Genomic DNA, 20,279 nt, shown 5'->3' with positions numbered 1-20,279 from the left:
CGCACCTTTTATTGCGGCGCCCTTAGATTCAAACGAATATAAATGTATTTTAAAAGAATTTTTATCACATATATCTATTGAAATACGTCATGATCAAAGTGAATACATGACCTAACTTGAAGCGATAAACATTCGTAATTTTATCACTTGATGATGTAATAGTGGTTAAAGTTGAAATTCACTTAACGATATTTCTCATCCTAAAAATTAAAATTCAGCTACATTAGGATCCCCAAAAGGGTTACTAATGTGAGAGAAGCTTTAAACCCTTAGCCAATACCATTGATAGAATATGGTTAATTTCTAACTATTAATTAATTATTAAATTTTAGCGCTAACCGCAATGTTAATTCGCTCAACAGTGCTTGCTCGTTAACAACATGAATTAAATGAACTAGGATATTGAATGACGTTGGTAAACATTTTATTGTGCAAGTTAGCAGCTTCGCATTGTACAAAATATAATCCCAGTAGAAATGATGAATCACTGCAACATGCTCAATACCATCATCATTTTCGTTGTTAAACAACACCTCCTATTTTGTTTGGCTCACTTTACTCAGTAATACTTTTATTTGTAATTGCTCGCCCTGCGGTAAAAAGTCACTTATTGCACCTAAACAATTAGCGTCTTTAAATTGGCAAGATTAAACGGTAACCTGTAGTCTTAATCTAGAGCAAATAAACTCATTCGCACAGTATCAGAGAGAAAAATTGAATGATGCTAATGACCTTAAAGTGGTTAAGGCAAAACTAATATTTGAGAAGTACCCTATTCAATAGACTCTGTTCGACCTTACTCTATGATTAATGTGCGTGATACTTAAAAAGGCTAACTAAATGCAAATAAAAGACAATAAAACAACAGTTAATAAAAAGCATATAACTGCCTGTTTATACGGTAATGAAACAGCTAAATCATTAGCCAACTTCACCATTAGTGATTTAAAAATGCCACGCGCTTTCCTTTGGGCACTAGGCACAATCAAGAGCGCATCTGCACAAGCGAACCAAGAACTTGGTCTACTTGATGCAGATAAATCTGAAGCAATTCAATTGGCTGCCAAAGAAGTTGCGGATGGTTTCCACGATAATCAGTTCCCCGTTGATGTCTTCCAGACAGGGTCGGGAACCAGCACGAATATGAACGCAAATGAAGTAATTGCCTCATTAGTTAAGTTAAATAGTAATCAAATCATAAACGTTCACCCCAATGATCATGTAAATATGGGACAAAGTTCTAACGATGTGATCCCCTCTTGTATCCACTTAAGTGCAGCAAAACTTATCGCTGAACAGTTATTACCCTCGCTAGAACACTTACGTAACACCTTAGACAACAAAGCCGAGCAGCATCATGACACCATAAAAACAGGGCGTACTCATTTAATGGATGCAATGCCATTAAGTTTTGCTCAGGAAATAAGTGGTTGGAGTGCTCAAGTGAGTTATGCCTATGAGCAGCTTCAAAATAACTTACCAAGTTTATACAAGCTTGCCATTGGCGGCACAGCGGTAGGCACTGGAGTTAATACACACCCAGATTTTGCCACGATTGTCACTCGCGTCTTAACAGAGAACACCGGCTTAACCTTCATGCCTGCCGATAATTATTTTCGGGCAATTAGTGCGCAAGATACAGCGGTATGCATTAGCGGTATTCTTAAAACTACCGCGGTTAGTTTAAGTAAAATTAGCAATGATATTCGCTGGCTAAGCAGTGGACCATTAAATGGATTAAATGAAATTCGATTACCTGAACTACAAAAAGGTAGCAGTATTATGCCAGGGAAAGTCAACCCAGTGATCCCTGAAGCGGTTTTAATGGCTTGCACACAAGTCATTGGTAATGACACAACCATTACGTTATCAGGACAATCTGGCAACTTTCAACTTAATACCATGCTACCTTTAATTGCTCATACGTTAGTGCAAAGTATTCAACTACTCAGTTCAAGCGCCAACGCTCTTGCTGACAAGGTTATCAAAGATATAAGCGTGAATCATGACGAAATTAAGCAAAATTTAGCAAAAAATCCAATTTTAGTAACCGCGTTAACTGACTTAATCGGCTATGAAAAAAGTGCTGAGATTGCTAAAAAAGCATACATAGAAAAAAGGACCGTAATAGACGTCGCTATCGAACTAACCGATATCAGTGAAGCAGAGCTTATGGCACGATTAGATCCTAAACAGCTAATTGGTGGTGTTAATAAAATCCAATAATCGATAGCTTTCCCAATAAAGAAAAACGTTCCCCGTGATCTTTTTAGAGGTGATCACGGAGTTATAACTCATCGATTAGTCCTTATTTAAGATGACCAGCCAAGCTTACTAACTCGTTAATCGTTCATTATTGAAATGGGTTAACTCAGTGTTATTTTCAGTAAGAAAACTAAAACTCAAAGACAGTAAACATATTTCAATAGTGCCAATAATTAAGCAGATAGTACTGTAGGCTAAATTTAATCGGAAAATATAATTTAGTTAATTTTATAAATAATTAAGGTAACTAATCAAGCTGGCTCAGCAGGCTTATTCAGTAAAGTGAAGGTATACACATAACCATAAATAGCGGTAATGACTATACTAGGTGTAACCGTTAACCATAAATTAGGCGTATGGTTAATAAGGTTAACACCAATAGCAATGGAAGATTGAATCGCTATAGGTAAGAGTGGTGCTAACAAAGTACCTGGTATAGCGTTATTACTTAAATATTTAGCCGAGCGGTCTAAGGCATTTCTGAAGGTTCTAAAAATGGCGATGTTTTGTTTTGTTTTAGAAAATACTGTACAGATAATAGGCACAACAAATATTAATGAGAGATAACTTTTCCCAAATTTCGACACTGACTTTTCTAATATAAAAGTAAATAAAATAGTAATCGTGCCGCTTAACGTTCCTTGAACAACTGCCGATCTTAACACCAGTGACTGATCTTCACTGACTAAACCATTCGCCCAATATGACCAAGCAAAATAAAAACAAAATGAGATCCCCGCCGAAAGAATCAGTCTTACTGTAGATGACATATAAAATTGCCTTACCTGCGCTTTAGTTAATTTTCCATATTACCGCTATAATGGTGCCCTCGCGATAAATATTTATTTTCAACGAAATTGTTGCTTGATATTTTATTAATATTTGATCTGATAAAATTAAAAGCTTCACGGCCATATCGGTTTTTTAAAAAAGTATTAGAGCCATTGGCTAGTGAAAATAAATCGATAATTACCACCTTACCTCACAGTATAATCAAACACTAATCTTTCAGTATTGAAAATTTACAAACCCATATCTATATAATAATGACTGATTATTCTTACTATATTAGCCAAAATTATCATTGAAATCAGCCTGACGAATTTTTGCACTAATATGTTCATAAAAAGATGATATGATAAGTTAAATTAATTTAACATAGCGAAGATTAGTAATGCGGATAAAATTAACTCAAAACCTAGTATGTGGCAATGACACTTTTTTAATGGGTGAAGAATACGAAGCGGTATTGATATTACCCCGTTCAACTACCGTAGAATTTATAGCTGACTCAGGTAAGAAAGTCAGAGCATTTAACTATGAATATACGAAAGTAACCTCTGCAACAGAAATATAGCAAGCTGAGTGCGATCACAGTCGTTTAACAGATCAATAAACGCTGATATTCACAAAGTGGCTTAGCTTAAGTTATATCAATTAATAGTAACCGCTTTCAAAACACTCAATAAACGTAGTGAACGACCAAGTACCGTCACTACGTTTTAAAAATATAACAACCTATATCGTTTTAATCATCTGCACCGTTTCAGGTTTAAAACCTAATGTTTGGTAAAAGTTGTTTGCTTTTGTATTATTAGCGAAAACTTCCAGATGCAGTAACCTGCACTCTAAATCTTTAGACCATTTTTCAGCAAACTCAATTAAAAATTTACCAACACCTAACCCCTGTGACTCAGGTGAAACAGCCAACAAAGGTATTGTTCCAGACATCTCACCAGAGATACTGTCTTTATGGGTTCTAACATGAATAAACCCCAAAGAAACATCACTTTTTGCAGCGATAAAGGTAACGTTGGCATGTGATGATTCAGCAAGCATTTCGGCAATGTAATCAAATTGCATTTTTGAATAACATCGTCAGAATGCCAAGATAACTGAGCAACGTTAGCTAAAATAGGCGAAAGTTTAAAAATAAACGAATGATCACTTAATTTTGCTTCCCTAATGACTAGTTCGTTATCCATAAACACTCTACATTCACCCTTAAATATCAGTTAAATATTAGCCGTTTAAACAGCTAATATTACGAAGCAATAGCTTACTATTTTAGCTGTTTTTATTTATTGGGGATTTTATATTATGCCCTAACGCATTAATATCGACGCCTTGTTCAGAGAGAATTTTCTCAAATAACGGCAGTAAAGCTCCTAGATTTTCTTCCAGTGCATCGCGTAAAGTGTCAACAACAACTTGAGTGCCGCGCTCTATCTCTATGTTAATATTTTCGCCAACAGTCTTAGCCTCAAACACTGTCATCCTTCGAGTCTCAGGAATTAACCAAACTTCAAACCACTGCTCTGTCTTATTCACTTGAGAAATGGTTAAACTGGCTCCGTTTAAGGCAATATAGCCCTTTGGAAAGACATAGCGCTTCCATTCTTTTGACAAACCTAAACGAATACAATAATTGTCTTCTATATGAGTAATATTGACAATAGGGGTTTTAAAGTCCACATGCCCCGACAGAGGATGACCTCCAATTTCAGCCCCCTCTTTAGCTGCTCGCTCTACATTGACACAGGTATTTGTTCTATATTCGCTGAGGGTCGTTATTAAAAGGCTTTGTAGCATTACATCAAACTTGACCCTAACTTCAGACACTATTTCAGTAACTGTCAAACATACTCCGTCAACAGAAACACTTGCTCCTATTTCTAGATCAGTACAAAAACCTTTACTGAAATCAATAACAAAAGTTCTGATACCCTTTTCATCTGTAATATCGATAATTTTAGCTATCGATTGAATTATTCCTGTAAACATAAATATCTCTTCTTTAATTAGTAACACGACTTAATACTCATATATTGTTAAGCCATGAAAAAATGAACTCAGTTGTCGGATAAGCTAGGCCAATGAGTTTGCTGTCATCATTTAAAAATATCAAATTGTGTTGAAGCATTGAATGGTTAGAAATTTCGGTCTGCATATTTAATTGAAAACATCAAAAACTATATTTTATTGTTCGCTGTGACCAGATAATAAATCAAATAAGATAGTATCAATACGGTATGAATTTTCAAGATTTTCCCTAGCCATCTCTCGTTCCTCTTTAGCTGCATCAGATTGACCAATAGATTCATAGTAATCGCCTGCCTTGGCATTATTATAAGCTCTTTTATTTAATGCTGAACTGGAGACACAACCGCTGAGTAAAAAGAAAACGATAAAAATAATAACATTATTTTTTTCATATAATGACTCACCCTAAAAATAAATACCCTGCAATAGCACTTATCAGTAAACACACGTCATATAAGCTAAAATAGTTGGCTAAAATTTGAAAAAAATAGCAAGGCTAACCTTATTTAATGACTTCAAGTATGAAGCTACCAGGTGTTAATTATCGTCACTTTCAGAGATAACTTGCTCGTCTTCTGACGGTATCTCCTCTACAGCTGATTTTTTCAAACGTTTTTCTTCCTTTTTTTTCTTTTTAGCTATTTCTTTCTGACGCTTTTCGAAAGAGTAATTTTGCTTAGCCACTCGTATTCTCCTCTGGGTATCTTAAAATTCTAGCATGAATAATACGGCATCCCCCGAATAATTGCGCCCTTGATTACGATTATAATAAATAAAATTAAGGGATAATGCTTTTATTTCATCTGTCGGTTCAGGCTACTAGGCCTTTTTCATGATGCCATCAACCACTACACCTATTATACCAACAACGATATTACCGAGTAAGCCAAAGCCCGTCACTTTCATTAACCTTAACGCTACCCCCAGCTAAAGTGCCGATAGCTGAGAATATAACCAGTTCTGTTAAATCCATAAATTAACTTCTGCTATTAATTCTTCTTAGAACGCGACAATCTGTCACATTACAATCGTAGAATATAATTTTGCTATATCTAAAATAAACAAGACTAGTCAACTGATTGTTTATTAATCTAAAACACTCCAAACGTTATAATTAATTTTTCATCTTTTACTTCCAATGATTTCAATACTGCTTTGGCTAATTTGTGTTTTACATTTTCATCTTTAAATTTATAAACTGGATAAACGGCCATCACTTTTGAAAGCGCTGCCTGCGCAATATTTTGTATTATTGGAATGAAATTTTTAGCGACTTTATCAATGGCTAAACTGACAATTCTAGGGTTTTTAAAATAAAACTCACCTTTTATAGGCTCATAATCTAATGTGCTTTTAATCATTACTTCGCAACTACCCTTGATTCCATCAGGAGCACTGGTGTCAATATTTGCACGAATAGCTATTTCATCGCTTTCTTTTAGTAAATCTATTATAGAATTTGATAACAGTAACAAAATATTTCTTTTTTCTATTGGCATAAAAGCTGATATTTTTCTTGTATCTCTTGTTCTGTGATCTCCTGTGTGTAATCTAGCGCAACAGCAAACTGACTCAGTAGCGATAAAGAATAAACATAATGCATCTAAACATAGCTTTTCCTTAAAAAACTCACAATACTTTAAATAAAGAAATCAGTTAGCCAAAATAAACAAGACCGTATTAAATGCCAACGGTTCTTTTCGTTTTAATCATATATTATGTTCTTCTTCTTGCAAAAAAAGATTAACCAATTTATGTACAATAGGAGATATAATTAAAATAGTTGGAAAAGCAAAAATAAAAGCGAAACTCCACGCTTTTAACCATATAGGAACAATATTCTTCACCATACCTACGTTAAACACACTTATAACAAAAGACATTACGCAGGACATAAGTAACGCCATAAAAAAAGAAAATACAACTTTGTGATATTTACGTGAAATCATCTTGAATACTCATCGATTGTGCTAAGACTCAGTGCTTTACTGAGATTAAAAAGAAAATTTTTATGTCTTGTTAACTTTGCGCTAAATAACCCCGTTCATTTATTTAGCTTCGCCGGTAATTTAATTATTTAAAAAGCTTATTATATTTTTTTACAAGTTGACATATCTTTTGAGAGTTCTGTTATATATAAACCATTTTTACCGTGAAAGCGGTACACCATTATTACCCCCAAATTTATAAAACTTTCTAACGCTTTATTCGCACACAATGTACCTATCAACACTTTCTCTATAATTGGCTCAAAAGCCTTTACATCAAGTTGATCATCGGTGTAATTGATCATAGTGTTATTATAGATAATGAAATTTTTGAATGTTGCTGCGTAATCAAGTCTTGTTTCTTCATCAATTATTTGAGCGCCTTTAGCGTTAATTTTAGCAACTGCCTTAGTTAACTCTTGCGATAAAGAACGCTCTAACAGGGTGTGTTCAGCATGACACAAAAACGATGTCGTTAAAGCGATAGGTAATATTATTCTAATTTACTCTATCGATTACGTTTTTTAACACTTATCCATCAAAGACTATTTTAGCTTCTGCATCAAGTTAACAAAAACTACTTAAATAATTGATAAACAGTTAATTAATGCCTTTTATTTTAAACGAATCAAAAAACAGACCCCTTAATACTCATTCTCAATGACTTATATCGCAAAATCACTCAGAAATAAAATAATAACCTTTAAATAAAGCGGGACGAAATGCAGAACCACTTAATGCTCTTAGTGGTGTATAAGATATTATATTGCCGGTTGAGACAAAGCTTGAAACAACTCTTAACTGACCGTTTTCAAATTTAAATTTTAGCTGCTCATCGAGCGCGTAAACTCGACTGCTAACACCGCAATTAAAAGTGATGGCAGGTTCAAATTTATGGGTCAGCGTATCCATTTCGTTTATGGGTAAGAGCTTACTCATCAGCATGCCATCAATATTAACCGCATACTTATTCAAAAAATCCTCTGCCGCAGTGCAAGACAAGGAAAAGCTTAATAGTATAAATGATAGTGTTTTCATTCGATCTCCCTATCGTTCTTCGTCGCTAACGTTGCGGTCTGTAATAGACAAGCCCTCAACTGTAATTTATCCGTTTGATTCACTTGTTTTAAAGTCTTTATAATACAGTAAAAGCAAAGGTTAATTTACAATCGATATATTTTAACATGCGATTGACTATCACAGGTATATCAAAGCATTTAGTACCTGAATCCGAGCTAACCGATACAAATATATCACAGTCTTCAATATTAACTCTTTGTCGGACATAATAGTCACTAATGTCGTCGAAGTTAGTGTCCGTTAAGGGTACACAAACAACATAAACATTATTTTCAACATTTTTATCGTACAATGAGCCTAGTATCTCTCGCTCGAGTGTAAAGGCTTGCATCTTATCTAATCGATTGAACCTGAAGCTTATTGAAGCCCTAGTCTTTGAATTTTCCACCGAACTCTCTGTTTTGTATAACGCCAAATAATCAGCGAAGTAATGTAAGCTAAATAATACAACGAAGTTAAGTAACCTCGCCAGCTCTATGAAGTCATAGTGAACTGCTTAAGTATTTTAGATCGGTACATGCCCTAAATTTCTTTTTTCATGACACCTGCGAACTCAAGACCCCCCTCAAGTTCACGAAAGTCTACATTAACCAGTTCCCAGCCAGCACTGCCAAGTGTATTGAGATAACTTTCAACATCTTCTCGTTTTCTCCCTTTAAACAGTCCTGCTGTCTCAACATCTCTGGTATCTACTATTTTATATTTGTACTGTTTCATCAATTTTATCCTCAAGGAAATTCAATAATGCCGGCCTCAAACTTAACTAAGGAGGTTTATTAACCTGCTAAATTATTGGTTATAAGTTCTATATTTTATTTAAAGATACACCATCCCTTAACACTGATTGCCATTGGGTAAGTTGATTTAATTTATAGCTTCTCTCGATAATATTTGTGTCTCTATCAAGCTTGACTACATAAGGAACAGCACGTCTTTCGTTTCCAAAATAACGTTTCTGTAAGGCCATTTTACCCTCACTAGCTATCCACACTTTACCTGTAAAACCAATTTTAATTAACATGCGGTTAATTTCATCAATATCTTCATCCAAGGCAATCGCTAATAAATTAATGGGTAATTGCTTATTAGCGGTCACTTGCTCTAGCGTCATTAAAGATTTGTAGCAAGGGGTGCACCACGAAGCAAAAAAATAAATAACGGTATCGTTCCCCTTTAGTTCATCAAAAGAATGACGACTTCCTTGAAGGTCTATTAAATCTATTCTTTGAATGGGCTTGTTTACAACAGATGAAAATGATGGCGATAAAAAGCCCTGATAGTTTGCCCCAGCAAAGCCAATAAAAAATAATATAGGTAAAGAAATTAACATCCATTTTTTCAACGTCGTACTCCAATGTTTATTTAGCGCTGCTTAACCAGTCTTATTTGCCATCAGCCTGATAAGTGAATAAACCAATGAGTGCTTCACTCACGAAAATAACACCATACTGAATAACAACAACAAACATAAATCCAATACCTGCTTTAGCAGAAGACGTTATGCCAAATAATAATACTCCGCATAATAGTGAAACAATAACGCCTGCTATCGCCCTAAACCTATTAACAAAGGGCTACTATAAGCGGCTTGATTTGCAAGCAAAAATACCAGCAGGTAAGGGAGCAAAATAAAAATAGCTTCCCAAAAACCAAACCCCCAATATTTATAAGTAACCGCTATTAAACTAATTAACGATAAGGCTTTACTATATTTATAAAGATTCAATTTAATCATTTGCATTCCTTTGCTCATCCCCTCTCAGTAGAGAGTAATATTATCATTGGCAAAATGCCAAATTAGTAGCACAGCTATTTGCGTTATTACCTGCCCTGTTTAATTTATTACCGTTAGGTTTAACTAGTTTACTTTAGGTTTTCTCAAGAATACTTTTAAGTTCAGCACTTAAACGTATTAGAGAGTCTAAATGATTGTTTGAGGATTTTATCCCTCCATATTCAGCTTGTCTAGATTGAGAAAATTTAACAATATTTAAGGCCATATCTATCTTCTCAACTAAAGCAGTCCCCTCTTCAGGTATCGGTTTGATCCACTGTAATGAAGTTGATAGATCTTCAGTCCCTTTTTTAGATAATAATTTTATTAATTCACACGCGTTCATATAATACCTTTACTGATTATGCCCATTTATAGACAATAAAATAGCTTTTGTTAGCCGCTAAATAAACTTTAAACTTTACGAATGCCACTCTGTGGCTATTAGGCACATAGCGTTTTGAGCGATTCACTTTAACCCAAAGGCTTTATCCTTGGTAAAAAATAGCTAAGGGCTAATGTTATAATGGCTATATTCATTGTACAGATTAAATGTTTTTTTCAGATAGCACTCATTGTAAAATCATTTTCATGATGTGAGTTTGTTTTCATGTAAAACTTGCTGAATATACGGCCACTTTTTCTTAGTGTATTCATCCCTATCGTTTTTATAAGTAATGGCTAATTCTTGTTTCAAATTTGCGTATCCGTTAGCGATAACTGAGTTTGAACGTAATAAATTTCTGAACCTTAAACGTTCATTCCAGAGTGGACTTTCAAATGGCACCAAATGTAAGTGATGCGTGCGAAATTCATCTGAAGGTTTACAAAACCAATGCATCACGTCAGGCTTATAAGGCCAATATTTATAACCGTTTTGGGCAAGCGCTATAATAGCAGGTTGAGCCAGTTCCAAAGACTTAACGCCAAACATTATATCTATTATCGGTTTCGCAATCATGCCCGGAACAGCAGTACTACCTACATGTTCAACAGAACCATAAAGCCAATCACCTGCAACAGCTATTAGGCGTTTTTTTTCTGCTGCAAATTTATCATCCCAAGATGGATTATACGCTTCGAGAACAATTGCGGCTTGACTGATATTTTGTAGTTCCTTTGTCATTAAACCTCACCAAGTGCGAAATCACAGTCGATTATTATATTAAGTGCAGTGAAAAAATTGGCGTTAAATGTTATCAATTATGCGATTGGTTATCTTCCATTACAAACCATTTTCTACCATGGTTTTAATTTTAATCGCCTTAACGAAATGATCTAATCTGTGAGTCTGTATCCACCATGTTGCAACTTCCATAAGGAGTTCAGGTGTTTCATTTTTATTAGCAAAAAAGGCATAAAATGATAGTCCAACGTTGTCACCATTACTCGCTATTTTTTTATTACAAACGTTGATAATTTTTAATCGTAACTCTGCTTTCATTGTTTACTCATCGCCTTGTAATTTACCATTAACCCACAGACCTATAAGGTATATTAACGGCTTTATCTTTTATAAACATCAATCTATGCAAATACCTGATGAGTCAGTTAACGTTTCTATTTTAGATTCAATTAACAGAAACTATGCAAAGCACTTAACATTAATTTGGTTATTTTAGTGACTTGACCACGGCATTGTTAAGTCTTTATCTCTTGAAGATGGTTATATAAATGCATGACATGTGCTATTTCATACTCCGCTTTCGATAGCTCACCGTAGGCAAAATGCGGCGCAAGAATCCCCTGATAACGGCTAAAGTTGAGCAGAGATTGTTTTAAACGAATGAGTGCGTGTGTTGAGTCTAGATGTTTAATAATAATTGGAGCACTTGGAATAGGCTCTCCTAAGTCATGTGTCATCTTTCCCTTAGATGCAAAAATCGAGAATGCAAGTTGACCAACCGTACTCTTAAATAAATTCGATTTATGTTCTGGAAATTGAGACATTGAAAACTCTACACTTTGTGCGCAATGGGTAAATATTTGATATGGGTTCCATTCGCCTTGGTGGATAAGACTTTCATCAGATAAATCATCTAGCTTTTTTAAGGCCATCTCTACAGTAAGGCTATTTTTATTGCCCTCTTTAATCAGGGTAAATGCGCCGGCACCTACGCCTAAAATAACTCCACCACCTATTAGTGAAGCTTTAACAAACTGTCTACGTTTCATTTCAAATCCTTAAAAACTATTACCCCCAATAAGAGGTTAAGTTTAGTGAACTAAAGGTTATTGACCGTCCTAGACACGAAAGTACAGCTAAAATTTGCCCGACTTGAATGACTTATGTTGGCACTGTTATGATAGTTATTATTTAAATCGACCTTAGAGTAAAAACATTAAGTATCGTTCGACTTTCTATCTTCTTCCATTTTAGCCATGCTAATATTTAATGCTACAAGAGACTTTTGAATATCCATTAACACAGGATTAGATTTGGAATGGTTCCTTATTTCTTCTTCACGAAAGCCGAGTCTGGAATCAAGGTAACCAATAATCAACGACAATAAAACAAAAGTGAACAATATAATTGGCACTGCAATCATTGGACTTGTAAATACAAATTCAGTGACAAAATTATCACCTAGTGATTTAATAAAAACGAAAATTATCAGGAGAAATTGTACATATCCAATATACATTTTCGACCTATCTATGTAGACCTTCCATCGAATCAAAGTTTTTTTGTTAAGTCGTGAAATCAAGTAAACTCCTAGGGGGTATGACGCCACATTAAGCGTCAGAATATCAGGTAAAGTATTAGGTAAAGTATTAGGTAAAGTATTAGGACGAAGCAAACGATATTTCTTTGCAAGGATATGTGAATATCCCTTACTGAGAAATTATTGATACCGCATCACCCTGGCATTTTGGGCTGCCCAGCAAACATAATCCCATTTTACTGCGCTAAAGTTACCACAAAAAAGAACTCAAACAAGCAGGAAATCATTTAATTAGCACCGTGAGTAAATATAACCTCCGCTAAGCGACTAAACTTAGTTAGCTAGCGCTGGCAAAAGATTATTTTAGCTTTAATTAGCCAGTGTGATTTTCTTGTGAGATAAAGTTTTTTTCCATAATGTCTATAATAACAGCCTCTGACAGTTCATTTAGTGCGTATTCAGCCGACGAATAAATATCACCTTCTTTGCTACCCAGTGCTATTTCTATAGTATCAGGCTTATCATCATGGATGAGTACAACAATCTTCTTGTTCTGGGCTATGCAATCAATGGTAATCGCATCAGCTTTCATGCCTTGGTTACGTAGGTTTTTATCCATTATGCCCATCAATGTATCAACATTATCAAATTTTTTGTAGAACGAGTCATTCGCCTTAGCGACAATCTCTGATACCTTTTTTAGTGTACTTTTCATTTTATTAACCTCAACAAAGATAATATAAATGCCCTACCCAAAGATAAGTAATTATCAGTTATATTTATAACAAATGGCGCGAATCAAAGGTGTTCGCTCATTGTAAACGTACTGAATGCCGATTAACCCTCTAATTTAATAAGATATTTATACCTATTAAAATCAAAGTGACACCACCCAAGAATTCAGCCTTACTTTCTAACCAAGTACCCGTTTTAGCGCCAATTAACACGCCCAACCAACTGAAGAAGAAAGTCATGCTACCAATAATAATGCAAGCGACGAATGGATTTACAGCTAAAATGGTAAAAGTAAAGCCAGCTGCCATGGCATCAATACTGGTAGCGATGGCAAGTATTAGCATAACGCGATGAGTTACTTTTACAATATCATCTTCTATGCCTTCAGAAAAAGATTCATAAATCATTTTAACACCTATGAGCAAAAGCAATAAAAAGGCTAGCCATGTAGCATAAGACTCCATCCAACCTAGTATTCCTCGTCCTCCAAGATAACCCAATAAAGGCATCACCCCTTGAAATAGCCCAAAATATACTGCTGACATTAATGCCAAAGGCGTAACCTTGCTATTGTGTTTTGCCCCTAAGCCAATTGATACTGCAAAAGCGTCCATACTCAATGCCACAGCTAAAATTAATACTTCATTCATTCAGTAATTCGACCATTAAATTCAAAAAATAAAAAAGCCAACACCAAATTAAAAGTAAATTACAGATAAGGGAATGTTGACTAGAATGAAAGATACACTGTTTTTTGGTTGCTATAGAGTTCGAGGTCCGAGTCTTAAAACGATAGTGGTAAAAAAAACCACCTAATCGACTAATTAGACCAATAAATCTGCTAGGTATCTTACTAAGCACTCATTTCATCATCTAGCGTAGAAGGAATAAATGCTAAGGTTATTATAGATCTGATGGCTGCCCTAAGTCACATTTTTTACACTTTAATAGGTGGCCTAACAACGAATCGCGTCCCTTTTCTGTTATTACCCAAGGGCGACATATAAAAGGAGGGTTATGTCTGACATGCTGAAAGTGACCGCATTTTAATTCAGCGACCCAATCACCTTCTTCATCTTTATGATAACCGACAATAGATTGATTCATTTATACCTATTACAATTTTTAGAGGTGAAAAATAGTCGTTGAATAACATAGTTCAAAAAACTACCGGTGATTCATTTAAGTTTTAAATATTATATCAAATAAATTTTATCGGCTTAGTATATCTAAAGCTAAAATTCCCCACATAAATAATACCGCTAAAAAATTTATATTAAAAACACTGCCTCTCAGGCGAATGTTTGTTGAAACTATTTGAACAATACTATGTACCACACGTCCGATAACAAACACCCAAGCAGCCCATAAATATGCGTTTTGATATAAATCGGGCCGGGCAATTACAATAATACAGATAACATAGAATAATACCGGCCATTCAAATTGATTTGAAAGATTAGCGCTAGTGCTCTTTTCTAAGTTAAAAAAGGGATGACAATCATCTGGACTTTCAACAGTGCCCCAAATATTTGGAGCACGTATTATTGTTAGTAATACATATAGAATGACTACCCATAAAATATAAGATAATAATGGTGCAAATAAAGCGTATTCATTGATAATTTTCATATTTTAAAATTCACCTAGCGCCTTCTAAAAGACTAATAATGCATAGCTAAAATATTGAGGAATAAAAAAGCCAATGGTTTGTTATATATAAAAAATAAAAGTTTTTGTTATGAGTGTGAGGTTACCGGCTTAGAAAAGAAAACAAAGGGGATCGCTAATGGACCAATTAGCAGTGCTGCTAGCACCCATAATGTTTTATCGGCATGACGGTATTTAGCTACATAAAAACACAAAACCATACTGATTAAACTTATAACAAATAAGATGACCATTATTATTCCACTCCAATCTATAAGTAAACACTCTAAAGTTAAACAGACGATTATAGGGACAAATAATGCTCCATTTAAAAATAAGTTATTGATGGTAAAATAGTCGATGAGGGAGTAAATAGCTAACGGTTATTTTTATACTTGGTATTTTATTATATTTTAATTGTTTAGATAAACCATTAACACAATGGATAGCACATAAAAGGATATTCCTAACAGACAGATTAAATTGATTTTTTTAGACTTAACCTTCTTAAAAGAAGCAAAATCATGAAATTCTATTTTAAACTGACCCAAGGTCAGCATTTTTAGAATCAAGCCGCCGGTCGTATAAAAAACAAATCCAAATATAGTCTCAATTAATAACCAAACAAAAATATCTATAACGAAACTCATCCGACTAACTCCTAAAATAAATATTCCATTCGTAACTAATTTTTTTGGCGGAATGTCCGGCAACAAACAAAAAAACAACAGTTATCTACCAATGATGTAACTTACTGATTGATTACATATTCTTTAACATCAAATGATTCAACTAACGAAAATTATCTAATGCTATTTGGTTTTGCCATTTTTCAAATATGTTAACACTGTTAGATTAAATGGGAACATGCTCTTTTTAGCATAACTTGTTAGGCCGCTACCTGAAAAATATACTTTTTTCGAAATTAATCAGCGTTTAAACATGTCTAGTAATTATCAAAACACACCAAGAGTAACAAATGAATACTAAAGATTTCACCACTATATTTTTAATTGGCATTTTTTCTAGTATTGCCTTTATTGTAATCCAACCTTTATTTGGAATGCTTACGTTGACTTCGAGACACGCATCAGCATATATAAACTTAGGTAATTATAATGAAACTACCGCCATTGTATTATCATGGCTTGTGCATATTAGCGTGTCTGTGTTCTATACGTTTATTGCTAGCCTTATTTATAACTTTAACGCTTCATATCTAGTAAGTGTTGCGCAAGTAATAATTTTAGGATGGCTAACAACACTTTCAGCAACCCCTGCCAATGAATGGGTTGTAAAACTGATAACTACAGGACAATTTACATCAATTACGTCTTTATCTGAGTTGAACACTGAGATTGGTCCTAAGTTGTGGCTTCATATTTTATTTTTTGCATTCGTATTAACCGGACTAGGACTTTCTAGATTAATAAGTTCACCCAAAACATCCGTTTAAACAACTTATAAGCTCACTGCATATGAAGCTTGAATTAATTTTTCAGCTTCTTTAATAGTCAAATTTGATGATTTGCAAATGACATAACCATTAACTTGAGAGATGATATATTTAGGGGGAAGGTCTCTAGGAATATGTTCAAACTCTCTTTCTACAAGCTCAATTGCAGTAAAATCAGCTATACCACATAACTGTGTAGCTCTACGATTAAAGATTTTATGAGCAGCCTTATAGTCACTCCATGGGGCAAAATTTGTTTTTGCTACAATAGAATAAAGCCCTTTCTGAAGCTTATTGTCAGAAAATCCACCACCTAAGGCATTTGGCCCATTATTTAAATTATGATTGGACACAGTACAACCACTTAACAAAAAGACTAATACAACACACTTTTAAATTTTCAATATCATTCCTTTAATATATAACGCCCTACAACAAACAAAAATTGATTAGCTAAAATGCTGAACAACGTAAGAAAAACCAGCTATTTTGCATTTATGCCAATGCTAGAATAATTAATAACCCAACCTTCACTCAAAAAAAATGACAATTAAACTGTTTTAAAGGGTAACTTAAATAAGGTGTACAAATTATTTTTTAGATCCACAGGCAATAAAGGCAATATCACATTAATTATGAAACCGCTTAAGTTATCCGATAAAATAGAGTCGTGAACCATTTTTAGCCTTAAAAATTTGAGCAAATTTAGCGTTTTTATACTGCCATGTTTAATCATTACTTTGCGTGAAAGCGCTATACGCAGTTATCGAGTCACCTGAGTGAGTTAAAAAGTAGTTACTTACCCGTTTGAAAGACTTATTATATGCCCCCTCTAAATCACACCACCGGCTTTCAAAATAATAGCCGTTACTGTCAGTAAAACCGCCCCTGAATAAACCATTTTTCCAGAATATGCGGCTTTGTCCCAATTCATAGCACAATAAACTAATGAAAGAGGAAAACACAAAAATACAGACCAACCAAATAAGTGCTGTTTATTCCCCAGAGCTATAATAGCAGCAAAAATCGAACCTATAACCAATAGCATTAACCCTATGGATCCAGTTAATAACGCCACTACTATAATGTTTTGAACCATAATTAACTCACACCTGTATTTACGGTAAAAATGGAGAAATAATACCACATTAATCGCTAAATCTGTTAGGCACAAACAACAGCCAACTGTTATTTATTGGTGCATTAATGCCTTGTAATGTAACTATGCTAGATTGGTGAAAAATAACTAATAGCTAACTCTATTGCCTTCTTCGTAATTACCGATTAGGAGGAGACATCCACAAAGCTAATCCTGTGTATACAATAACAATGATCCCTCCAGTCAATAGTGCGGTGAGTAAAAAAGCGATTCTAACTTTATAGGGATTAATCCCCTGATATGCAGCTATTCCACCAGCAACTCCTGCTAGTATGTTTTTTTCTGATTTATGAAGCTTACCAAAATCCATTTTTATACTCCTAGTTATATAAAGCCAAGCTAAGTGGCGATAAATTGTTGGCCAAAATAAGCGGGGCACGAGAAGGCCAACTGTTTTTAATCTGTGTTTAATAGCTTATGTTGTTACAAGCCAAAAAATATCCAGTCACTTTTAGACCTTTCCTTAAGGTTTGAATCCGTTTGTATTACCGAAGAAATTTGAGAACACTCAAATGTTAATTTAGATTGCCCTTTAATAGCTGCAATTATATTAGGATAGATCACCAGTACATTTTCTATTACAACCGAATTTAATAATTTAATATTAACAATTGAAGCATCCTGCTTGACCTCTTTGAAGGGACCATCCCTTTCGATTATTTGTATGGGTATTTCAAATTTAGCCAACGCCTAACCTTCCTTTACAGCATAACGCCCCATTAAGAGCCAACTGTTATTAGTCCTGCTTGAATGCCTTGTATGGACGATTTTCGATCGAATTTATCTGCTTTCTTTCGGCCTCAGTTAATATAGTATACCAGCGAGGATAGGACCAACCATAACCCCATCTAAATGACGTAGGAAAATATGGGCTTCCTCCCACTCGCACACCTGCTAACATTAGCTTGGCAATTTGTGGCTCGCCAGTTTTTAAAACACACTGATGAAGTTCTTTATCTGCAACCAACCTCTCTTCATAAGTTCCACCTTGCCAATAAGCATAATCGTGAGCAGTGCAGCAAGATAACCATAGCTCATTATGATCAAATGTACCGTCAGGGAAAGAACTGCAACCATCTGATGTGAAAGGTTTAATATTTTCAGCTTTAACTGTCACTGAAAAAATTAGGAGGATTAAAACAAAAACTATACGCATACACTTTCCATGATTAACACAAACGCCTAATTAACAGGCAAAAAATTGGTTGGCTAAAATAGCGATGATGGAACAAATAGCCAAGTGCTTTTTGTCCGACTTGAGTGGCTTAGGTATTTAGAACACCCAACCTGCAACTATTGATAAATCTTTTACATCATGGCTAAAAGAACCACTTACATCATTGACAGCATAGCTTTCATTTACAGATAATAGTGAGTACTCAATGCCAAGATATAAATCTTCTGAAAACTTATATTCTGCGCCTAATGAATAATATAAATCATTTCCACTTCCGTCACTAACTGGTGGAGGGCTAAAGTTTGTAAGTTTTTTTGGCGTATAGTTTTTATATGACCAGTGAGCAAGTCCAACCCGAGCATTAACAGTAAAGTTAGTGACTAACTCTACCTCACCTTTTATTCCAAACCTAATAGATTCAATTTCGATAGGTATTATTGCTTCTGCGTTATAGTCATGCTAAGAACCTAAACAGCAATCTCCGCCAGAAGGTGTGCCTGTGATCGAAGTAGGATAATAAACTGTAAATTCATTAACCACACTTCCATGATCATGTTTAGCAAGTTCAATTGAAACATTATCGAAAAATTTAACACCGAATCTAAACCCAAATGAACTATCATTCAAAGTTGCAGAATAGCTCACATTTGAATCTTTTGGATTTAAGAACGATTTAATTTCATGTTGGGATTTACCGATAAGTATTTCTGATACGATAACTGTTTCCCCTAAAGCAATTAATGGGAATAAAGTTAAAATCATTCCAATAATGTTTTTTTTCATTTACATCCTTTAAAATAAATACAAACTCTGAACTAGAGAAATACTTAACACCCTAATAACAGGCAAAAATTGTTTGCTAAAATGTTGAGGAACGAACAACAGCCAGCTGTTATCTGAACGTATTATTATGCTGCTGGTTCTGAAACCTCTACAGTTTGATTTTTAAGCTCATAATAACTAAATGTTCCTCTTACCCCACCAATGAGGATAACAATAAATAAAATAGCTAAGAAAGGTACTGACGGGTTAGTTATAAACATACCAACTTGTTCGATAATATAAAAAATCAAACCAAACGTTGATGCGAATCGGCTTAGTTTCCAAATACCAAATGCAATAAGTATAAAAATAAATGAATCGACAAATGCCCAAGCATCAATTCCTAAAATTGGATCGTTATACATACCATATAAGGCAAATGCGGCTGTAACTGTAGCAACAAATAATGCTACGAACATAGAACCTTTGGTAGCAGCTTTGGCAGACTCTACTGTTGATACATCAGGCCAATAGAAATTATCTTTTTTAGTATCACTCATGCTTAAATACTCCTTGCAGCAAGACACAATGACTCCCCGCAAGGTGCTAGCCTATGAACGTGGGTTAGTTTTACAAACCAGAGCCATAATATATGTGTCAACAATATAAAACAGAGGCTAGCATGATAAAACATAACATACTTTAAAAAACTCGTACGACAATTACAGTCAAAATATCCTGACA

Annotated in this window: 33 protein-coding genes; 3 read left to right on the top strand and 30 right to left on the bottom strand. The window is 34.5% G+C overall.

Annotation, left to right across the window (positions count from 1 at the left end; genetic code table 11):
* The first annotated feature begins 840 nt into the window (after positions 1 to 840).
* Positions 841 to 2,226 (top strand): lyase family protein, encoded by a 1,386-nt coding sequence (locus H4J66_RS06655; protein ID WP_182172172.1) that lies wholly within the window; start codon positions 841 to 843, stop codon positions 2,224 to 2,226.
* 290 nt (positions 2,227 to 2,516) lie between these two features.
* On the opposite strand, the gene H4J66_RS06650 is transcribed toward H4J66_RS06655, so the two are convergent.
* Entirely contained in the window at positions 2,517 to 3,035 is a 519-nt protein-coding gene (locus H4J66_RS06650) for a hypothetical protein (protein ID WP_182172169.1), read from the bottom strand.
* Between the two features lie 404 nt (positions 3,036 to 3,439).
* Between H4J66_RS06650 and H4J66_RS06645 the strand changes: the two genes are divergently transcribed.
* Complete coding sequence (locus tag H4J66_RS06645; protein ID WP_182172166.1) at positions 3,440 to 3,622, top strand: hypothetical protein; 183 nt, start codon at positions 3,440 to 3,442, stop codon at positions 3,620 to 3,622.
* Positions 3,623 to 3,783: 161 nt separating this feature from the next.
* Here the strand turns inward: H4J66_RS06645 and H4J66_RS06640 are convergent, their stop codons facing one another.
* The 21 genes from H4J66_RS06640 to H4J66_RS06540 all read right to left on the bottom strand — a co-directional run bounded on the left by H4J66_RS06640 (position 3,784) and on the right by H4J66_RS06540 (position 15,235).
* Positions 3,784 to 4,128, bottom strand: a complete 345-nt coding sequence (locus H4J66_RS06640) for an N-acetyltransferase (RefSeq protein WP_182172163.1) — start codon at positions 4,126 to 4,128, stop codon at positions 3,784 to 3,786.
* A 204-nt stretch (positions 4,129 to 4,332) separates the two neighbouring features.
* Entirely contained in the window at positions 4,333 to 5,049 is a 717-nt protein-coding gene (locus H4J66_RS06635; protein WP_182172160.1) for a riboflavin synthase subunit alpha, read from the bottom strand.
* A gap of 576 nt (positions 5,050 to 5,625) precedes the next feature.
* Entirely contained in the window at positions 5,626 to 5,772 is a 147-nt protein-coding gene (locus H4J66_RS06630) for a hypothetical protein (protein WP_182172157.1), read from the bottom strand.
* Positions 5,773 to 6,179: 407 nt separating this feature from the next.
* The gene (locus H4J66_RS06625; protein ID WP_182172154.1) at positions 6,180 to 6,587 is read right to left on the bottom strand and encodes a DUF1439 domain-containing protein; all 408 of its coding nucleotides are present in this window, start codon (positions 6,585 to 6,587) and stop codon (positions 6,180 to 6,182) included.
* 210 nt (positions 6,588 to 6,797) lie between these two features.
* Entirely contained in the window at positions 6,798 to 6,995 is a 198-nt protein-coding gene (locus tag H4J66_RS06620) for a DUF2798 domain-containing protein (RefSeq protein WP_259369073.1), read from the bottom strand.
* 182 nt (positions 6,996 to 7,177) lie between these two features.
* Entirely contained in the window at positions 7,178 to 7,540 is a 363-nt protein-coding gene (locus H4J66_RS06615) for a hypothetical protein (protein ID WP_182172148.1), read from the bottom strand.
* Between the two features lie 214 nt (positions 7,541 to 7,754).
* The gene (locus H4J66_RS06610) at positions 7,755 to 8,114 is read right to left on the bottom strand and encodes a hypothetical protein (RefSeq protein WP_182172145.1); all 360 of its coding nucleotides are present in this window, start codon (positions 8,112 to 8,114) and stop codon (positions 7,755 to 7,757) included.
* 97 nt (positions 8,115 to 8,211) lie between these two features.
* Positions 8,212 to 8,544 (bottom strand): hypothetical protein, encoded by a 333-nt coding sequence (locus tag H4J66_RS06605; protein ID WP_182172142.1) that lies wholly within the window; start codon positions 8,542 to 8,544, stop codon positions 8,212 to 8,214.
* Between the two features lie 134 nt (positions 8,545 to 8,678).
* The gene (locus tag H4J66_RS06600) at positions 8,679 to 8,873 is read right to left on the bottom strand and encodes a DUF4177 domain-containing protein (protein ID WP_070376757.1); all 195 of its coding nucleotides are present in this window, start codon (positions 8,871 to 8,873) and stop codon (positions 8,679 to 8,681) included.
* A gap of 88 nt (positions 8,874 to 8,961) precedes the next feature.
* The gene (locus H4J66_RS06595; RefSeq protein ID WP_182172139.1) at positions 8,962 to 9,498 is read right to left on the bottom strand and encodes a TlpA disulfide reductase family protein; all 537 of its coding nucleotides are present in this window, start codon (positions 9,496 to 9,498) and stop codon (positions 8,962 to 8,964) included.
* 204 nt (positions 9,499 to 9,702) lie between these two features.
* Complete coding sequence (locus tag H4J66_RS06590; RefSeq protein ID WP_182172137.1) at positions 9,703 to 9,891, bottom strand: hypothetical protein; 189 nt, start codon at positions 9,889 to 9,891, stop codon at positions 9,703 to 9,705.
* A 133-nt stretch (positions 9,892 to 10,024) separates the two neighbouring features.
* Positions 10,025 to 10,276 carry a hypothetical protein gene (locus tag H4J66_RS06585; RefSeq protein ID WP_182172134.1) on the bottom strand — a complete coding sequence of 84 codons (252 nt, stop codon included), beginning with the start codon at positions 10,274 to 10,276 and terminating at the stop codon, positions 10,025 to 10,027.
* Positions 10,277 to 10,519: 243 nt separating this feature from the next.
* On the bottom strand, positions 10,520 to 11,056 hold the full coding sequence (locus H4J66_RS06580; protein WP_182172131.1) for a GrpB family protein: 537 nt from the start codon (positions 11,054 to 11,056) through the stop codon (positions 10,520 to 10,522).
* A 99-nt stretch (positions 11,057 to 11,155) separates the two neighbouring features.
* On the bottom strand, positions 11,156 to 11,374 hold the full coding sequence (locus H4J66_RS06575) for a DUF6500 family protein (protein WP_182172128.1): 219 nt from the start codon (positions 11,372 to 11,374) through the stop codon (positions 11,156 to 11,158).
* Positions 11,375 to 11,571: 197 nt separating this feature from the next.
* A complete protein-coding gene (locus H4J66_RS06570; RefSeq protein WP_182172125.1) occupies positions 11,572 to 12,105 on the bottom strand; it encodes a DUF1569 domain-containing protein in 534 nt (177 codons plus the stop codon).
* Positions 12,106 to 12,272: 167 nt separating this feature from the next.
* Positions 12,273 to 12,470: a hypothetical protein gene (locus H4J66_RS20185; RefSeq protein ID WP_259369070.1), complete on the bottom strand. Its 198-nt coding sequence runs from the start codon at positions 12,468 to 12,470 to the stop codon at positions 12,273 to 12,275.
* A 499-nt stretch (positions 12,471 to 12,969) separates the two neighbouring features.
* Entirely contained in the window at positions 12,970 to 13,311 is a 342-nt protein-coding gene (locus H4J66_RS06560; protein ID WP_182172123.1) for a hypothetical protein, read from the bottom strand.
* A 130-nt stretch (positions 13,312 to 13,441) separates the two neighbouring features.
* The gene (locus H4J66_RS06555; protein WP_182172120.1) at positions 13,442 to 13,981 is read right to left on the bottom strand and encodes a manganese efflux pump MntP family protein; all 540 of its coding nucleotides are present in this window, start codon (positions 13,979 to 13,981) and stop codon (positions 13,442 to 13,444) included.
* A 253-nt stretch (positions 13,982 to 14,234) separates the two neighbouring features.
* Complete coding sequence (locus H4J66_RS06550; protein WP_070376746.1) at positions 14,235 to 14,438, bottom strand: DUF3565 domain-containing protein; 204 nt, start codon at positions 14,436 to 14,438, stop codon at positions 14,235 to 14,237.
* Positions 14,439 to 14,543: 105 nt separating this feature from the next.
* Positions 14,544 to 14,963: an MAPEG family protein gene (locus H4J66_RS06545; RefSeq protein ID WP_070376745.1), complete on the bottom strand. Its 420-nt coding sequence runs from the start codon at positions 14,961 to 14,963 to the stop codon at positions 14,544 to 14,546.
* Positions 14,964 to 15,070: 107 nt separating this feature from the next.
* A complete protein-coding gene (locus H4J66_RS06540) occupies positions 15,071 to 15,235 on the bottom strand; it encodes a hypothetical protein (RefSeq protein WP_182172117.1) in 165 nt (54 codons plus the stop codon).
* Between the two features lie 725 nt (positions 15,236 to 15,960).
* Between H4J66_RS06540 and H4J66_RS06535 the strand changes: the two genes are divergently transcribed.
* Positions 15,961 to 16,437, top strand: coding sequence for a hypothetical protein (locus tag H4J66_RS06535; RefSeq protein ID WP_182172115.1), 477 nt, complete (start codon positions 15,961 to 15,963; stop codon positions 16,435 to 16,437).
* 5 nt (positions 16,438 to 16,442) lie between these two features.
* On the opposite strand, the gene H4J66_RS06530 is transcribed toward H4J66_RS06535, so the two are convergent.
* The 8 genes from H4J66_RS06530 to H4J66_RS06500 form a co-directional block, all read right to left on the bottom strand.
* Positions 16,443 to 16,790: a hypothetical protein gene (locus H4J66_RS06530; protein WP_182172112.1), complete on the bottom strand. Its 348-nt coding sequence runs from the start codon at positions 16,788 to 16,790 to the stop codon at positions 16,443 to 16,445.
* A gap of 479 nt (positions 16,791 to 17,269) precedes the next feature.
* Entirely contained in the window at positions 17,270 to 17,536 is a 267-nt protein-coding gene (locus H4J66_RS06525) for a hypothetical protein (RefSeq protein WP_182172109.1), read from the bottom strand.
* 178 nt (positions 17,537 to 17,714) lie between these two features.
* Positions 17,715 to 17,906, bottom strand: coding sequence for a PspC domain-containing protein (locus H4J66_RS06520; RefSeq protein ID WP_182172106.1), 192 nt, complete (start codon positions 17,904 to 17,906; stop codon positions 17,715 to 17,717).
* Positions 17,907 to 18,019: 113 nt separating this feature from the next.
* A complete protein-coding gene (locus tag H4J66_RS06515) occupies positions 18,020 to 18,283 on the bottom strand; it encodes a hypothetical protein (RefSeq protein ID WP_182172103.1) in 264 nt (87 codons plus the stop codon).
* 49 nt (positions 18,284 to 18,332) lie between these two features.
* On the bottom strand, positions 18,333 to 18,752 hold the full coding sequence (locus H4J66_RS06510) for a hypothetical protein (RefSeq protein ID WP_182172100.1): 420 nt from the start codon (positions 18,750 to 18,752) through the stop codon (positions 18,333 to 18,335).
* A 117-nt stretch (positions 18,753 to 18,869) separates the two neighbouring features.
* On the bottom strand, positions 18,870 to 19,187 hold the full coding sequence (locus H4J66_RS20745) for an outer membrane beta-barrel protein (RefSeq protein WP_409049355.1): 318 nt from the start codon (positions 19,185 to 19,187) through the stop codon (positions 18,870 to 18,872).
* 45 nt (positions 19,188 to 19,232) lie between these two features.
* Positions 19,233 to 19,556 carry a hypothetical protein gene (locus tag H4J66_RS06505; RefSeq protein WP_182172097.1) on the bottom strand — a complete coding sequence of 108 codons (324 nt, stop codon included), beginning with the start codon at positions 19,554 to 19,556 and terminating at the stop codon, positions 19,233 to 19,235.
* A 125-nt stretch (positions 19,557 to 19,681) separates the two neighbouring features.
* On the bottom strand, positions 19,682 to 20,095 hold the full coding sequence (locus H4J66_RS06500) for a hypothetical protein (RefSeq protein WP_182172094.1): 414 nt from the start codon (positions 20,093 to 20,095) through the stop codon (positions 19,682 to 19,684).
* Between the last annotated feature and the right edge of the window lie 184 nt (positions 20,096 to 20,279).

It is taken from the genome of Colwellia sp. MB3u-55 (assembly GCF_014076785.1).
Classification (GTDB): Bacteria; Pseudomonadota; Gammaproteobacteria; order Enterobacterales; family Alteromonadaceae; genus Colwellia_A.
Note: the sequence above shows the minus strand (reverse complement) of the source record. Positions and strands in the feature narration are given on the sequence as shown.

What these genes read in the sequence shown, in the direction of transcription:
- H4J66_RS06655 (WP_182172172.1), top strand. Translation starts at nt 841, where the DNA reads ATGCAAATAAAAGACAATAAAACAACAGTTAATAAAAAGCATATAACT.
- H4J66_RS06650 (WP_182172169.1), bottom strand. Translation starts at nt 3,035, where the DNA reads ATGTCATCTACAGTAAGACTGATTCTTTCGGCGGGGATCTCATTTTGT.
- H4J66_RS06645 (WP_182172166.1), top strand. Translation starts at nt 3,440, where the DNA reads ATGCGGATAAAATTAACTCAAAACCTAGTATGTGGCAATGACACTTTT.
- H4J66_RS06640 (WP_182172163.1), bottom strand. Translation starts at nt 4,128, where the DNA reads ATGCAATTTGATTACATTGCCGAAATGCTTGCTGAATCATCACATGCC.
- H4J66_RS06635 (WP_182172160.1), bottom strand. Translation starts at nt 5,049, where the DNA reads ATGTTTACAGGAATAATTCAATCGATAGCTAAAATTATCGATATTACA.
- H4J66_RS06625 (WP_182172154.1), bottom strand. Translation starts at nt 6,587, where the DNA reads ATGCCAATAGAAAAAAGAAATATTTTGTTACTGTTATCAAATTCTATA.
- H4J66_RS06620 (WP_259369073.1), bottom strand. Translation starts at nt 6,995, where the DNA reads ATGGCGTTACTTATGTCCTGCGTAATGTCTTTTGTTATAAGTGTGTTT.
- H4J66_RS06610 (WP_182172145.1), bottom strand. Translation starts at nt 8,114, where the DNA reads ATGAAAACACTATCATTTATACTATTAAGCTTTTCCTTGTCTTGCACT.
- H4J66_RS06600 (WP_070376757.1), bottom strand. Translation starts at nt 8,873, where the DNA reads ATGAAACAGTACAAATATAAAATAGTAGATACCAGAGATGTTGAGACA.
- H4J66_RS06590 (WP_182172137.1), bottom strand. Translation starts at nt 9,891, where the DNA reads ATGATTAAATTGAATCTTTATAAATATAGTAAAGCCTTATCGTTAATT.
- H4J66_RS06585 (WP_182172134.1), bottom strand. Translation starts at nt 10,276, where the DNA reads ATGAACGCGTGTGAATTAATAAAATTATTATCTAAAAAAGGGACTGAA.
- H4J66_RS06580 (WP_182172131.1), bottom strand. Translation starts at nt 11,056, where the DNA reads ATGACAAAGGAACTACAAAATATCAGTCAAGCCGCAATTGTTCTCGAA.
- H4J66_RS06575 (WP_182172128.1), bottom strand. Translation starts at nt 11,374, where the DNA reads ATGAAAGCAGAGTTACGATTAAAAATTATCAACGTTTGTAATAAAAAA.
- H4J66_RS06570 (WP_182172125.1), bottom strand. Translation starts at nt 12,105, where the DNA reads ATGAAACGTAGACAGTTTGTTAAAGCTTCACTAATAGGTGGTGGAGTT.
- H4J66_RS06560 (WP_182172123.1), bottom strand. Translation starts at nt 13,311, where the DNA reads ATGAAAAGTACACTAAAAAAGGTATCAGAGATTGTCGCTAAGGCGAAT.
- H4J66_RS06555 (WP_182172120.1), bottom strand. Translation starts at nt 13,981, where the DNA reads ATGAATGAAGTATTAATTTTAGCTGTGGCATTGAGTATGGACGCTTTT.
- H4J66_RS06550 (WP_070376746.1), bottom strand. Translation starts at nt 14,438, where the DNA reads ATGAATCAATCTATTGTCGGTTATCATAAAGATGAAGAAGGTGATTGG.
- H4J66_RS06545 (WP_070376745.1), bottom strand. Translation starts at nt 14,963, where the DNA reads ATGAAAATTATCAATGAATACGCTTTATTTGCACCATTATTATCTTAT.
- H4J66_RS06540 (WP_182172117.1), bottom strand. Translation starts at nt 15,235, where the DNA reads ATGGTCATCTTATTTGTTATAAGTTTAATCAGTATGGTTTTGTGTTTT.
- H4J66_RS06535 (WP_182172115.1), top strand. Translation starts at nt 15,961, where the DNA reads ATGAATACTAAAGATTTCACCACTATATTTTTAATTGGCATTTTTTCT.
- H4J66_RS06525 (WP_182172109.1), bottom strand. Translation starts at nt 17,536, where the DNA reads ATGGTTCAAAACATTATAGTAGTGGCGTTATTAACTGGATCCATAGGG.
- H4J66_RS06520 (WP_182172106.1), bottom strand. Translation starts at nt 17,906, where the DNA reads ATGGATTTTGGTAAGCTTCATAAATCAGAAAAAAACATACTAGCAGGA.
- H4J66_RS06510 (WP_182172100.1), bottom strand. Translation starts at nt 18,752, where the DNA reads ATGCGTATAGTTTTTGTTTTAATCCTCCTAATTTTTTCAGTGACAGTT.
- H4J66_RS06505 (WP_182172097.1), bottom strand. Translation starts at nt 19,556, where the DNA reads ATGAAAAAAAACATTATTGGAATGATTTTAACTTTATTCCCATTAATT.
- H4J66_RS06500 (WP_182172094.1), bottom strand. Translation starts at nt 20,095, where the DNA reads ATGAGTGATACTAAAAAAGATAATTTCTATTGGCCTGATGTATCAACA.